The sequence below is a fragment of the Pedobacter sp. T50_32 genome (assembly GCF_057652195.1).
This window is the reverse complement of record NZ_JBYFBY010000003.1, coordinates 616,009-629,718: the sequence shown is the minus strand read 5'-3', so window position 1 is coordinate 629,718 and position 13,710 is coordinate 616,009. Positions and strand designations below refer to the sequence as shown.

Sequence of the window (13,710 nt, the reverse complement as noted above, 5' to 3'; positions counted from 1 at the left end):
GGGCAAAAACCTCTTAAAAAGTCTTTGCCCCATAAAGGGTGGCTGATGGGGCTCGAACCCACGACCCTCGGCACCACAAACCAATACTCTAACCAACTGAGCTACAGCCACCGTATTTTTTAGTGTCACAAAAGTACAACTTTATACATTCAAACCAAATATTTTTTCTCTAAAAAGTTAAAAAAAGCGCAAAATATTAACTGTCAATTATTTGTGTTTAATAGCTGGAGCGATTTTTTAGTTACACGTATAATTTGAATAAGATTAATGCTAATTTGTGAACCTAAAATTGTTATAAACGATGGAAATCCTGATTATTTTTGTGCTAGTGCTGCTCAACGGAATATTTGCAATGAGCGAGCTGTCTTTGGTATCATCAAGAAGATATAAACTTGAAAATGCCGCTAAAAAGGGAAACAGTGGAGCCAAGACTGCATTGGAACTCTCTGACAATCCGACAAGGTTTTTAAGTACGGTGCAAATTGGAATTACCCTAATTGGAATTTTGTTGGGGGTTTACAGTGGTGAAAGTATTACCAAAAATATAGCTCAATCTGTAGCTGAAATAGAGATGTTGGCTCCTTATGCCTCGCAGATAGGTACAGCACTTTCTGTGGTTTTTATCACTTATCTTTCCATTGTGTTGGGCGAATTGTTTCCAAAACGTGTGGGACTAACATTTCCTGAGCCTGTTGCCATCTTGGTTTCACGGCCGATGTTGATCTTATCTAAAATTACATCACCATTTGTATGGTTATTAACTACCTCTAACAACATTCTATTAAAAGTTTTCGGAATTAAGGCTACTAGCGAAAGCAGGGTAACTGAAGAAGAAATTAAAGCTATTGTAAAGGACAGTGCTGCGGGTGGCGAAATCCAAGAGATTGAGCAGCATATTGTGGAACGTGTTTTTGAGTTGGGGGACAAAAAAGTGAGTGCGCTTTATACGCATCGTAGCGACTTGGTGTATTTTAATGAAGATGATGATTTTGAAACCGTACGTAAAAAAATAAATGAAGACAAGCATTCTGCGTATCCAGTTTGTGTTAAAAATAACTTAGATCAAATTAAAGGGTTGGTACTTTTAAAAGATTTGTTTGATGATACCAATCAACCATTTTCTTTAACTCGTATCCTTAGGCAGCCGTTGTTCATTACGGAGAACCGCTCAGCTTATCAGGTAATTGAGCATTTTAAAAAGGAGAAAATGCACTACGCTATCGTGATTAACGAATACGGAACTACTGCAGGAATGGTAACGATGGATGACGTGCTCGACGCACTTATTGGAGATGTAACACAACATTATCAAAAGGAATATGCCATTACCCAAAGGGATGAAAATTCTTGGTTGGTAGATGGTTACTACAACTTGGGCGAGTTTCAGAAGTTTTTCGCCTTAGAGGTAGATCCGGAAGTTACGAGGCAATATACCACCGTATCTGGATTAATCATTTACCATCTGCAACGTATGCCAGAGGTGGGAGATAGGCTTAGTATTGATAACTTGACACTAGAAGTTGTAGATAAGGACGGGCAACGTATTGATAAGATTATGGTGACGAGGGATTAGTGCGAAGTAAATTTTTGATGACACATCTGCTGTAATCGGAAAAAATAGCACGTAAAGCGAAAAAAGAACAAAATACATTATGTAGATTTAGTCTAAATAAGTAATTTCGCAGGCATATTCATAAAGATATCCATTAGAAATGAAGAAAATAGCACTTATCGCCTCATTCGTTTTTGCTTTAGGTTCGGCAAATGCGCAGAATAGAAATACCTTGTTGCAAGGTGATTTTTGGAAACAAAAACCTAGCGTAGACGCTGTTAAAGCTGAAATAGCTAAAGGAAGCAACCCAACAGAGTCTGATCAAAGAGCATTTGACGCTACGTCGATGGCAATTAATGCTGATGCACCCTTAGAAACCATTAAATTTTTGTTAGACCAACCTGGTAATCCGGTAACAAAAGGTACACACCATAGCCGTACTTATTTACACTGGGCAGCAGCAAGAGGTAATGTAGATTTAGTAAATGAATTATTAAAGCGTGGGTCTGATAAAGAAAAGGCAGATAGCTACGGTACACCAATAGTTGCTTATGCAGCTTCAACAGGTCAGGCTAATACTGTACTTTACGATACTTTCTTCAAATTAGGAATTGATGCGAAGAAGAAATATGCAAATGGAGCAAACTTATTATTGTTAAGCATTGCTGGCGATAAGGATTTGAAATTGGTGGAGTATTTCACCAGCAAAGGAATGTCTATAAAAGATGTTGATGCTGATGGAGCTACTGCTTTTGATTATGCAGCTAGAAGTGGCAATATCGATTTTCTGAAAACTATTTTAGCTAAAGGTGCTAAACCAACAAATATGGCACTTTCATTCGCGTCGCAAGGTAGTCGTATGTCATCAGCTTCGCTAGAATTGTATAAATATTTAGTAGAGGATTTGAAATTAAACCCTACGGCAACCAACAAAGAAGGTAACAGTGTTTTGCACAACATCGTTCGCAGGCCAAATCAAGAAGAAATCATTAACTATTTCTTAGCAAAAGGTGTGGATGTAAACAAAGCTAACGAAGAAGGTAACACTGTATTTATGACCGCTGCTGGTGGCAGAAATGTAGCGTTGTTAGAGCTATTGGCTCCAAAAGTGAAAGACATCAATGCTGTAAATAAGAAAGGTGAGTCGGCATTAACTCAAGCAGTGAGCGCTAGTTCTCCAGAAGTAGTTGCCTATTTAATTGGTACGGGAGCAAACGTTAAAGTAGAAGATGCTGCTGGAAACAATTTGGCCTATTACTTAGTGCAAAGTTACAGACCTGCAGGAAGACCGGCTGGCCCTGGCGCTGCACCAGCTAAAGATGAGTTTGCAGAAAAATTAGCCTTGTTAACGGCTAAAGGTTTAGATATTAATGCCGCTCAAAAAGATGGCAGTACTTTATATCACGTAGCTATTGCTAGATTAGATTTGGCTTTATTGAAAAGACTAACAGATTTGAAAATTAACGTTAATGCAAAAAATAAAGAAGGAAATACTGTTTTACACAGAGCTGCGTTAATTTCGAAAGACGATGAGATTTTAAAATATTTGCTATCTATTGGAGCTGATAAAGCAGTAAAAACAGACTTCGACGAAACTGCTTATGACTTAGCAGCCGAAAACAAATTTTTATCAGAAAAGAGCATTTCTGTTAGCTTCTTAAAATAATTGTAATACATAGTAGAATGTGAAACTTCATGGTTTTTCGGACACAAAATTCACATCGAAATAAAATCATGAAAGCTTCATCACCCATAAAAACATATATATTAATGAAAAACTTTCTAAAGATTTGTGCGCTAGGTTTATTACTAACATTTGGTTTGCAGATACAAACGCAAGCCCAAACGTCTAAATATAAATGTATGGTGCAAATGATTGCCTATACAGGTGAAGAGGCTTATATTGTAGTATCGTTAATGAACCCAAAGGGAGATTACGAGAAAACTGTTTATATGATGGGCGATGAAAAGAAGTGGTATAATGGTTTTAAGGAGTGGTTTAAATTCTTCAATAAAAACAAAAAGATCGACGGTAAAACAAGTGCATCTGTTGGCGGTGGCGATAGAGCGTTAATTACAATCGATATAGATGATGCTGTAGTGAATAAAGGCTATAAATTACGTTTCGAGAGTTCTGTAGAAGCTCAAAAATATCACATGGCCGATGTTGAAATTCCCTTAACTACCGAAGCGCTTGCTGGTAAAGCAGATGGTAAAGGCTATATCAAATACATTAGATTTAGTAAAGTACAACCGTAAAAAAATAAGATGACCCTATCCATTTGGCGTTATGCCCATTTGGCACTGGCATTAATTTCATCACTTTTTCTAGTTATGGCATCGGTTACCGGTGCCATACTTGCTATAGATGCAGTGCAGGAGAAGATGCCGCCTTATAAAGTTGCTAATTTTGAAGAAATTACCTTGGCGCAAACGGTGCCAGTTTTAAAAAAAAGTTTCTCCGAAATCAGCGAAATTGATGTTGATCATAATGGCTTTGTTCGCTTAAAAGGTTTTGATGATGAAGGCAACGAGATCGACAACTACATTGATCCTACCAACGGTAAAGTTTTAGGTAAGCCGGTAGAGAAAAGTGAATTTGTAACTTGGAATATTGCTTTGCACCGTTCGCTGTTTTTAAAAGAAACAGGACGAGCAATTATAGGTGTAATTTCCTTTCTATTGGTGCTTATCGCCATTTCTGGCTTAGCTTTGGTTATCCAACGCCAGCGTGGAATGCGCAGGTTTTTTACCAAAGTAATTAGAGAGTATTTTGCGCAGTATTATCACGTAGTTACTGGTAGAATAATTTTAATTCCGGTACTTATTATTGCACTTACTGGAACTTATCTTTCTATGGCGCGGTTCCAGTTATTTCCTCAACAGCACGCCGAACATAAAGAAATAGTAGCGACTGAGGAAATTCCTGCGCAAGCTAATATTGCAGATTTCAAGCTTTTCAAAAACACTAAACTGTCAGAGGTAAAGAAGATCGAATTTCCATTTGCTGATGATCCGGAAGAATACTATAACCTGAAGTTGAACAACAGAGAGTTGATCGTTAATCAATTTACAGGGAAGATAGAGAGTGAGGTTAAATATCCTACAACCTTACTTTTAGAGCATCTGAGTTTAGACCTACATACTGGTCGCACCAATATCATTTGGGCAATTATTTTAGGTATTGCCTGCTTAAATATTTTGTTTTTTATCTATTCTGGATTTGCGATTACCCTTAAACGTAGAGCAACCAAAATCAAGAATAAACATAAGGGAAAAGATGCCGAATATATTTTATTGGTAGGCTCTGAAAATGGAAGTACGCTCCGTTTTGCGAACGCCATACACGAGCAATTAAATGCCCAAGGCAAAATTTCATATTTAACACAGTTAAATCAATATGAGGTTTATCTCAATGCAAAACACTTGTTAATTTTTGCGTCTACTTATGGTTTGGGAGATCCACCTTCTAACGGAAGTAAATTTCTGCAATTGATTGATAAACATCAGCAAAAACATCGAGTTAACTTTTCGGTAATAGGTTTTGGTTCGCATGCTTACCCAGATTTTTGTGAGTTTGCGAAGCAGGTAGATCAAAAACTATTGGCTCAAACTTGGGCAAATCAACTTTTAGGCTTACACACAGTGGATGATAAATCTGCCGTACAATTTGTAAATTGGGTTAAAGCTTGGGGCGAGCAAACTGATATAGAATTGGCAACAACACCGGCCTTATACGCTAAAAAGCCGAAAGGTTTGCAAAAGATGATGGTGTTGGATAGAACAGAGGTTAATGCAGAGGAGCAAACTTTTATGCTGACTATCCGCATTCCTGCCAGAACTAAATTTACATCGGGAGACTTATTGGCTATTTATCCTGCAGATGATAACCGTGAACGCTTGTATTCGGTTGCTCGTTGTAATGGAAATGTGCAGTTGGTCGTAAAACTCCATCAGCCGGGCTTGGGTTCTGGTTATTTGAACAAGCTAAAAGTTGGTGAGGTATTCAAGGCTCGTATGGTCACTAATGCTTCTTTCCATCGACCAAAAAATAGAGCTATTGCCATGATTGGTAACGGAACAGGCATTGCACCTTTCTTGGGTATGATTTCGCAAAGTGCCAAAAACTCAGATAATCGCTTGTACATCGGTTTCCGAAAAGAAACTGCAATTGTAAAACAGCACAAATCGTTTTTAGATCAACAGATACAAAATCACAGGCTAAAGAATTATCAGATTGCTTTTTCACGTGAGCGAAATCATTGTTATGTGATGGATTTGATTAGGAATGATGCAGCCCTGCTTGCAAAATTGTTAAAAGAAGAAGGTGTGATTATGATTTGCGGTTCTTTGTTGATGCAGCAAGATGTAGAAAAAGTACTGAACGAAGTTTGTTTGGAAATAAATGGCAATGCACTTTCGTTTTATAAAGAAAAAGGGCAGTTATTAACGGATTGTTATTAATTAACATTTGTTAAAGAACATGATGAATTCAAACTCATATAGTGTTGTAAGATTGCTTCGTAAACTCGCAATGACGAAGCAATCTCTTATGCTGCTGCTATTGCTTTTATACACAATCGCTACAAATGCCCAAATCCAGCGTCAACGCCCAGTAACCTTAATGGGCAGCCGTTTCGATATTACTATAGTAGCTGCTGATGAAGCACAAGCCGAAAAATATATCGACGAAGTTATATCGGAAATGAGTAGGATAGAAGAATTGATATCCGATTGGAAACCTAGCTCGCAAATTTCAGAGGTGAACCGTAACGCTGGAATTAAGCCAGTAAAAGTAGACAGGGAAGTGTTCGACCTTACAAAAAGAGCCATTTATCTTTCAAAAATTACTGATGGTGCTTTCGATATCAGCTACGCTGCAATGGATAGAATTTGGCGGTTTGATGGTTCTATGAAACAAATGCCTACGCCAGAAGAAATTAGACAGTCGGTAGCTAAAGTAGGCTACAAAAATATTGAATTGGATAGTTTAAATTCTACCATCTTTCTTAAAAAAGTGGGAATGAAAATTGGCTTTGGTGCCACTGGAAAAGGTTATGCAGCGGATAAGGGACGAGAGTTGATGGAAGCTAAAGGCATTAAAGCAGGTATCGTAAATGCTGCTGGAGATATGACCACCTGGGGGACAAAACCCAATGGTAAAGCTTGGAATGTAGGTATTACAAACCCTTTTGATGAAGCAAAGTATCTTGCTATTGTTCCATTAAAACGACAAGCTATTACCACCTCTGGCAGTTACGAGAAATATGTAGAGTTTAACGGAAAACGATATGCGCATATCATTAATCCGGTTACGGGATATCCGGCTACAGGATTAATCAGTGTTACTGTAGTTGGTGAAAAAGCAGAGCTGTGCAATGGTTTTAGCACATCCATCATGGTTTTAGGAAAAGTTAAGGGCTTAGAATTGATCAAGAAGTTTCCCGCTTATAGTTGTGTGATGGTGACTGATGATGGCGAAGTTGTTAAGTCAGCTAATTTTAAAGGGAAAGTGAAAAAGAAGCTGCGATAATCATAGCTTATGTTCATCAATCAACTCCCCAATCTGTTTAGCATAATCATTTCCTAATTCTTGCGAAGTCCAACTGGTTTGTTCATTAACTGAAGCAGGAGTAACAGCACCCATCAATTTACTGCCTTCAAAAATATCATAAGCACCATCTAAGCGTGGTTGGATAGTCAATACTTGACCAACTAAGTTAATTTCAAAAGGTTCCATAGCAACATAATTTGTTAAGGAATAACAAAGCGAAGAAGAACTTGTTTTTTATCTGTAAAACTGGAAATAGGTTTTTACAATAAGCCAAATGGCAAAGCCGATGATAACAACTCCGGCAATTTTGTTCAGTTTTTTTAAGGTGTTTTCTTTAATCCGATAACGGAGTTTACTAGCGTAGAAAGTCTTCAAACCATCAATAGCTAGCTGGGTAGCCATAGCGATAAGGAAACAGAAGATTTTTTCAGGCAACGAAGCTAATTTTACAGAGATAATTCCACTAACCACAACCCAAAACATTAATGTAGAAGGAGTAAGGATACACATTAAAAAGCCTTTTAACACATAACCACGTTTACTCACTTTGATGTGATCGCCTTCTGAGTAGTTAATTTTTACATTAGATAGCAGGTAATAAAGACCCACGCCGACAATAAAAATACCACCAACAATACCTACGTATTTATCGAATTCGCTCTTATATTCAAAAAAATGTGAACCAAAAAGAACGATGGTGATTAAAATAAGGTCGCTTACAATTACGCCAGATGCTAAAGAAAAGCCCGCTTTAAATCCTCTTTCTATACTGGTTTTAATCATAGCGAAGAAAACCGGACCTGTTAAAAACGATGAAATCAATCCCGCCCCAATACCCAAAATAACTGCTTCAAACATGTTTGCTTTCGTAATTTTTGCTAATATGCGATTTTCAGTTTTAAAACGTCAATTTTTAATTCAGTTTTTACAAATCTAGATTTCTGAAGTTTTCTAAAACTATAGGTAGTGCCCTTACTATCAAAGTGTATTTTGTACACTATAATTTTCATAAAAAATTCCTATGTTAGTCAAAATTTTCAAACCTTAAATATTTAACCAAATATGGAACAAAATGTAAAAACCAACTGGGCACAGTTTATCCCTTTAGTAACTGTGTTTTTCTTTTGGGGCTTCGTAGCAGCAAGTAACGACATTCTCATCCCTGTATTTAAAGAAGCATTTAATCTATCTCAAAGCGAGAGCCAGTTGGTATCATTGGCGTTTTATATTGCCTACACTGTTGGTTCTTTAATCTATATCGGTATTTCTGCCTTAATGAAAACCGACTTAATTAACAAAATTGGCTATAAAAACAGTTTAGCATTAGGTCTTGGTATTTCTGCGGTAGGTACTTTGTTATTTTACCCAGCCGCAAATTTGGGCTCGTTCCCATTAATGCTTGCAGGCTTGTTTACCGTAGCTTTGGGTTTTTCTTTACAGCAAACGGTAGCAAATCCTTTGGCAATTGCGTTGGGGCCAGTAAAAACAGGTTCTCAACGTTTAACAATGGCTGGCGGTATCAATAATTTCGGTACTACAATTGGCCCCTTAATTGTAAGTTTTGCAATTTTTGGTACAGCCACGAGCGAAAGTACAACGCTCGATATCGAAAGTGTTAAAATTCCTTACTTAATTCTTGGTGCTGCTTTTTTAGCTGTAGCTATTTTCTTAAAGTTTTCGGCTTTGCCAGACAAACCAGCCTTAGCTGAGGCTGATGTAGAAGAAGTTGGAGGTAGAACATCCGCATTGAAATATCCTCAATTGGTTTTAGGAATGATTGCTATTTTCGTGTATGTAGGTGTGGAAGTATCTACAGCGAGTAATTTGCCTGATTATATGAGCCACAAATTGGGTTTTGCAACGAAAGATATCGCACCATATATTTCGCTTTATTGGGCAAGTATGATGATTGGACGTTGGACTGGCGCAGTTGAAGCCTTTACAGACAAAATCAGTCTGCAAAAAGTATTGAGATTTGTAGCACCGTATTTAGCTTTTGGTGTGTTTTTATTAGTAAATGCTATTGCTAAGCATGATTTGGCTCCGTTTTATGTTTACGGATTAATTATTCTAGTGTTGATTGTAGCAGATGTTTTAAGTAAAGGCAATCCAGCTAGAATGCTAATGATTTTCTCTATAATCGGTATTTTAGCTTTAGTTACTGGTATGTCTACTTCGGGAATGGTAAGCGTTTACGCATTTACTAGCGTAGGTTTATTTTGTAGTACTTTATGGCCTTGTATTTTCACTTTGGCAGTTAGTGGTTTAGGCAAAAATACGAGTCAGGGCAGTAGCTTTTTAATTATGATGATTATGGGTGGAGGATTTATTAGCTATTTGCAGGGTTACGTTTCTGAATATACAGGAATACAGTATAGCTATATCGTAGGTGTACTTTGTTTCGCTTACCTAGTGTTCTATGCATTAAAGGCCAGTTCAGTATTAAAAGCCCAGGGTATCAGCTTCGATAAAAAAGTTTCAGGCGGACACTAGTCCTTAAAATATATTTAAAGATGCCTTCCGTTTTGGGAGGCATTTTTTTTGTGCCAACTCAAACGTTTGCGGAAGTTTTAATTTTTAAGATTATTTAAAATGTTGGTGCTTTTGTTTAAGTTAGGTGAAAATTTAAACCAAACTAAACGATGACTTCTATTCCAGACCAAAAAAAGACGGCATTACTTCCCATGGTAATATGTTGTGCCTTCTTCTTTATTTTAGGTTTCGTAACCTGGGCAAACGGCTCTTTAATTCCATTTGCTAAAAAGGCATTTGATCTCGAAACCGACTTGCAAGCTTTCTTAGTAACCTTTGCTTCGTATATTGCCTATTTTTTCTTAGCTATTCCAAGTTCTTGGATATTGAAAAAAATCGGTTTTCATAATGGTTTGGTGGTAAGTGTGGTGGTATTGGGAGTAGGTTCTTTATTGTTTATCCCGGCGGCAGAACAAAGTAGCTATATCTTATTCTTAACTGCCATATTTGTGCAAGGTTCTGGGATGGCTTTGTTACAAACAGCGGTAAATCCTTATTTAAGTATCATTGGCCCAATAGATAGTGCTGCCCAACGTATTTCTATTGCAGGTTTCTGTAATAAAACAGCTGGCATTATTGCACCGATTGTTTTAGGTGCTTTATTATTGAAAGGTGCAAATGCAGCAGAAGCTAGATTAGCAAACGCTGCTACCGAAGCAGAAAAACAGTCGATATTAAATGAGCTGTTAGATCAATTGCATACGCCATATATCGCATTAGCTGTATTTTTAGGTGTTTTTGCATTGCTACTTAAGTTTGTTAAGCTTCCAGAAGTTAACATGGAAGAGGAAGAAGTTTCTGAAACAGGTATAAGCACTTCCCGTAAAACTATTTTTGATTATCCACATCTCTTCTTAGGTGCGCTTGCCATTTTCTTTTGCGTGGCTGTAGAAGTAATGGCTGGTGATATTATTGGGACTTATGCAAGAGAGTTAGGTACCGTTCCTCAGGTTTTTAGAGATAATGCAACAGCCTTTACTTTAGGTTTTATGCTTGTTGGTTATTTAATAGGGATGATTACTATTCCTAAATTTATAAGTCAGCAAAAAGCATTGATGGTTTGTACCTCTGTAGGTATTTTGTTTACGGTATTATCTGTATTTACTTCTGGTGTAATTTCTTTTTGGTTTGTGGCTTTATTAGGCCTAGCAAACTCATTAATGTGGCCTGCAATTTTTCCCTTAGGTATTAAAGGCTTAGGTAAATTTACCAAAACCGGCTCTGCTATTATGATTATGGGTATTGCTGGTGGTGCAATTTGGCCGTTGGTTTATGGGTTTATGAAAGATAAATTGCATATCGATTTTCAACACGCATTCTTGTATGCAATGTTGCCAGGTTACCTTTACATTATTTACTTTGCGACCAAAGGGCATAAAGCTGGAGCTAGAAACTAAATAGTAGATAGAATTTTTTCCAACACGATAAAAACATTAATTTTGAAAGCTCTTCGATTTTTCGGAGAGCTTTTTTATTCAACCTACATGGCAAAAAAATCCTTCAACGAAATTTATATGAACTTGGCTTCAGATTTGGCTAGTCGTTCGCATTGTGTAAGAGCTCATGTAGGCGCAGTATTGACTAAAGATACCCGCATTATTTCTATTGGTTATAATGGCCCACCGCCAGATACGCACAATTGTGACGAAGAATGGCCTGAAACAGGTTGTGCTAGAGATAGTAAAGGTAGTTGTTCTTTAGCATTACATGCAGAAGAAAACGCAATTCTTTATGCCGTAAAAAACGGTTCAAAAATCGAAGGTTCTACTTTGTATACTACTTTATCTCCTTGCATTGCTTGTGCCAGATTAATTTTATCTTCTGGAATTAGAGAAGTTTTCTACCGCGACTCTTATGCTGCCTATAAAGGCTTAACCAGCGATGAAGGTGTAGATTTCTTGAACAGGTTTGGTGTTAAAACTACTCTTTTAAGGAGTAATTAATTTTTCCTATTTTAGACGGTATAAAATGCCGTTTAAGAAGAAGCTAAATTACGCAAATGTCTTGCTAATTGTTTTTGGTGCTGTTTTGTTGTCATGCGGCAAAAACCAAGAAACAAAGAGTGCCTCGTTTATTGATTCGATAGCCTATGCTACAGATTGGGGCTATAGTGATGATGAGACTAAAAAGGAGAAAGCCTACGATGTTCTACAAAAGACCTTAAGAAATGATAAGTCTCTAAGCCACAAGTCGAGGTACAATATTTACAACGGTTTATATTTCTATCATTTTTTTAAGGGAAATTTCGAGAAGGCGCTTCTTTATTCGGATAGCATGCTCTATGCCATAGATGCTACCAAAAATAAAAAGAAATATATTAAGGAACTGGCAACTGCCCATTACTGTAAAGGTGATGCCTTATTTCGTTTGCAGGCCTATGAATTGGCCTATAAAAACTATTTTTTAGCGAAGAGATTACAGCCGATAATTATAGATCAGTGCGCAAATAGCAATTACAGTTATCGCATTGCGATGATTTTGTTTAGGCAATCGAAATATAACGAGGCTATAAACTATTTCCATGAATGCTTAACCGAAGTGGCAACCTGCCAGCAAAGCTTTACCACAATCTTTAAACAACAAGAGCTGCTAAATAATATTGCTTTGGGTTATTCGAGGCAGGGAAAAATAGATAGCGCTTTGGTCTTCTACAAAAAGTCGATGGACTTTATTAACGCTAATGATACACTACAGGGTAAGAAGAGCTATTTTTTGATTGCTAGAGGAGTGCTGTACGGAAATATGGGGGGCGAGTTTCTGAAACAAAAGCAATATCGGCAAGCAGAAAGCCTACTTAAGAAAAGCATTCTCATTAACGGAAGACACGGTTTTGATAGTGTAGATGTGGTAACTGCGAAAGTGAAGCTCATAAAGGTTTATCTGGAAACGAACAAAACGGATTCTGCCCAAAAGTATTTACAGTCGTTGAACAGTAGCAATAGAAACCTTCCAATACTAGAAAATATTACTTCCTATCATTTGCTTTATGCTAAATACTCCAATCAAATAGGTAACAATAAGCAGGCATTTAACCATCTACAGCGTTATACTACGCTAACAGACTCCGTCCAAAAACAACTTGATAAATTAAAATCTACAAATATCGACGATCAGTTTAGGAATTTGAGCAATGAAACCGAGATTGATAATTTAAAAAGAGAGGCAGAAACTCAACAAAGATACCTCTACATCACAACCGTGTTTATAGTAATGGCAATTATAATTGTGGTGCTAGTTTTTAGCTATTTGAAAAAATCTAAAAAGAATGTTAGACTACTAACCGAGTTAAATGATGAAATCTCTTTACAAAAAGACAAATTACAGGAAGCGCTGACCAAGCTGGGGTTAAGCGATAAGGAGAAAGATACCATTTTACGTGCAGTGGCGCACGATTTAAGAAACCCAGTGGTGGGTATTTCTAGCTTAACAAAGTTGATGATTTTGGAAGATGAGCAAGGCGTAAATGCGGATAAGCTAAAGCTAATAGATGGCGCTTGTAATAATGCCCTAACATTAATAGACGATATTATCGAAGCTGCTGAGAACAAAGAGGAAGTTGACTTTGAAGGTAAAAAAACAAAGGCAAATTTAGTTGAAGTGGTAAAGAACGCAATTGCACTTTCGAGTTATAGAGCTGAGGAAAAACAACAGCATATTAAGTTGAAAACACCTTTTGATAATTTAGATGCTTTAATTTATGCACCTAAAGTAGCTAGGGTAGTAAGTAATTTAATCAATAACGCCATTAAGTTTAGTCAGGTGGGGCAGGATATTGAGGTGGTGATTGAAAAAAACAAGAATGATGCGCTAGTAAAGGTGATTGATAACGGTATTGGTATCCCGGCAAAATATGGTGATGATATTTTCCAATTGTTTACACCATCTAAAAGGTTTGGTACCCAAGGAGAGAAATCGTATGGTCTGGGCTTGTCTATTTGCAAGCAGATTGTAATTGCGCATGGCGGAAAAATTTGGTACGAGCCTAATCCAGCAGGTGGTACTATTTTCTGTTTTACTCTGCCTTTGTAGTTTGGATTTTTGAACCACCTAAGACACCTAAGTTCATTTTAGT

The 13,710-nt window shown here is 37.1% G+C and carries 11 protein-coding genes and 1 tRNA gene; 9 read left to right on the top strand and 3 right to left on the bottom strand.

What is annotated here, in order from left to right; all coding sequences use genetic code 11:
• Nucleotides 1-37: 37 nt before the first annotated feature.
• A tRNA-His gene (locus AC23ME_RS13380) sits at nucleotides 38-111 on the bottom strand.
• A 190-nt stretch (nucleotides 112-301) separates the two neighbouring features.
• Here AC23ME_RS13380 and AC23ME_RS13375 point away from each other — a divergent pair.
• From AC23ME_RS13375 to AC23ME_RS13355, 5 genes are all read left to right on the top strand, one after another.
• The gene (locus AC23ME_RS13375; protein WP_487728269.1) at nucleotides 302-1,573 is read left to right on the top strand and encodes a hemolysin family protein; all 1,272 of its coding nucleotides are present in this window, start codon (nucleotides 302-304) and stop codon (nucleotides 1,571-1,573) included.
• 139 nt (nucleotides 1,574-1,712) lie between these two features.
• On the top strand, nucleotides 1,713-3,218 hold the full coding sequence (locus AC23ME_RS13370) for an ankyrin repeat domain-containing protein (RefSeq protein WP_487728268.1): 1,506 nt from the start codon (nucleotides 1,713-1,715) through the stop codon (nucleotides 3,216-3,218).
• Between the two features lie 104 nt (nucleotides 3,219-3,322).
• Nucleotides 3,323-3,811: a DUF2271 domain-containing protein gene (locus tag AC23ME_RS13365; RefSeq protein WP_487728267.1), complete on the top strand. Its 489-nt coding sequence runs from the start codon at nucleotides 3,323-3,325 to the stop codon at nucleotides 3,809-3,811.
• 9 nt (nucleotides 3,812-3,820) lie between these two features.
• A complete protein-coding gene (locus tag AC23ME_RS13360) occupies nucleotides 3,821-6,016 on the top strand; it encodes a PepSY domain-containing protein (RefSeq protein ID WP_487728266.1) in 2,196 nt (731 codons plus the stop codon).
• A gap of 70 nt (nucleotides 6,017-6,086) precedes the next feature.
• On the top strand, nucleotides 6,087-7,085 hold the full coding sequence (locus AC23ME_RS13355) for an FAD:protein FMN transferase (RefSeq protein ID WP_487728265.1): 999 nt from the start codon (nucleotides 6,087-6,089) through the stop codon (nucleotides 7,083-7,085).
• Here AC23ME_RS13355 and AC23ME_RS13350 read toward each other — a convergent pair whose 3' ends face one another.
• Entirely contained in the window at nucleotides 7,086-7,292 is a 207-nt protein-coding gene (locus AC23ME_RS13350; protein ID WP_487728264.1) for a hypothetical protein, read from the bottom strand. It lies immediately after the preceding gene.
• A 48-nt stretch (nucleotides 7,293-7,340) separates the two neighbouring features.
• Nucleotides 7,341-7,964, bottom strand: a complete 624-nt coding sequence (locus AC23ME_RS13345; RefSeq protein ID WP_487728263.1) for a LysE family translocator — start codon at nucleotides 7,962-7,964, stop codon at nucleotides 7,341-7,343.
• 204 nt (nucleotides 7,965-8,168) lie between these two features.
• Here AC23ME_RS13345 and AC23ME_RS13340 point away from each other — a divergent pair, with 204 nt between their 5' ends.
• The 4 genes from AC23ME_RS13340 (at nucleotide 8,169) to AC23ME_RS13325 (ending at nucleotide 13,667) form a co-directional block, all read left to right on the top strand.
• The gene (locus AC23ME_RS13340; RefSeq protein ID WP_487728262.1) at nucleotides 8,169-9,599 is read left to right on the top strand and encodes an MFS transporter; all 1,431 of its coding nucleotides are present in this window, start codon (nucleotides 8,169-8,171) and stop codon (nucleotides 9,597-9,599) included.
• Between the two features lie 149 nt (nucleotides 9,600-9,748).
• Nucleotides 9,749-11,035 carry a sugar MFS transporter gene (locus AC23ME_RS13335; protein ID WP_487728261.1) on the top strand — a complete coding sequence of 429 codons (1,287 nt, stop codon included), beginning with the start codon at nucleotides 9,749-9,751 and terminating at the stop codon, nucleotides 11,033-11,035.
• Between the two features lie 87 nt (nucleotides 11,036-11,122).
• The gene (locus tag AC23ME_RS13330; RefSeq protein WP_487728260.1) at nucleotides 11,123-11,581 is read left to right on the top strand and encodes a deoxycytidylate deaminase; all 459 of its coding nucleotides are present in this window, start codon (nucleotides 11,123-11,125) and stop codon (nucleotides 11,579-11,581) included.
• Between the two features lie 25 nt (nucleotides 11,582-11,606).
• Nucleotides 11,607-13,667 carry a tetratricopeptide repeat-containing sensor histidine kinase gene (locus AC23ME_RS13325; protein ID WP_487728259.1) on the top strand — a complete coding sequence of 687 codons (2,061 nt, stop codon included), beginning with the start codon at nucleotides 11,607-11,609 and terminating at the stop codon, nucleotides 13,665-13,667.
• The last annotated feature ends 43 nt before the right edge of the window (nucleotides 13,668-13,710 follow it).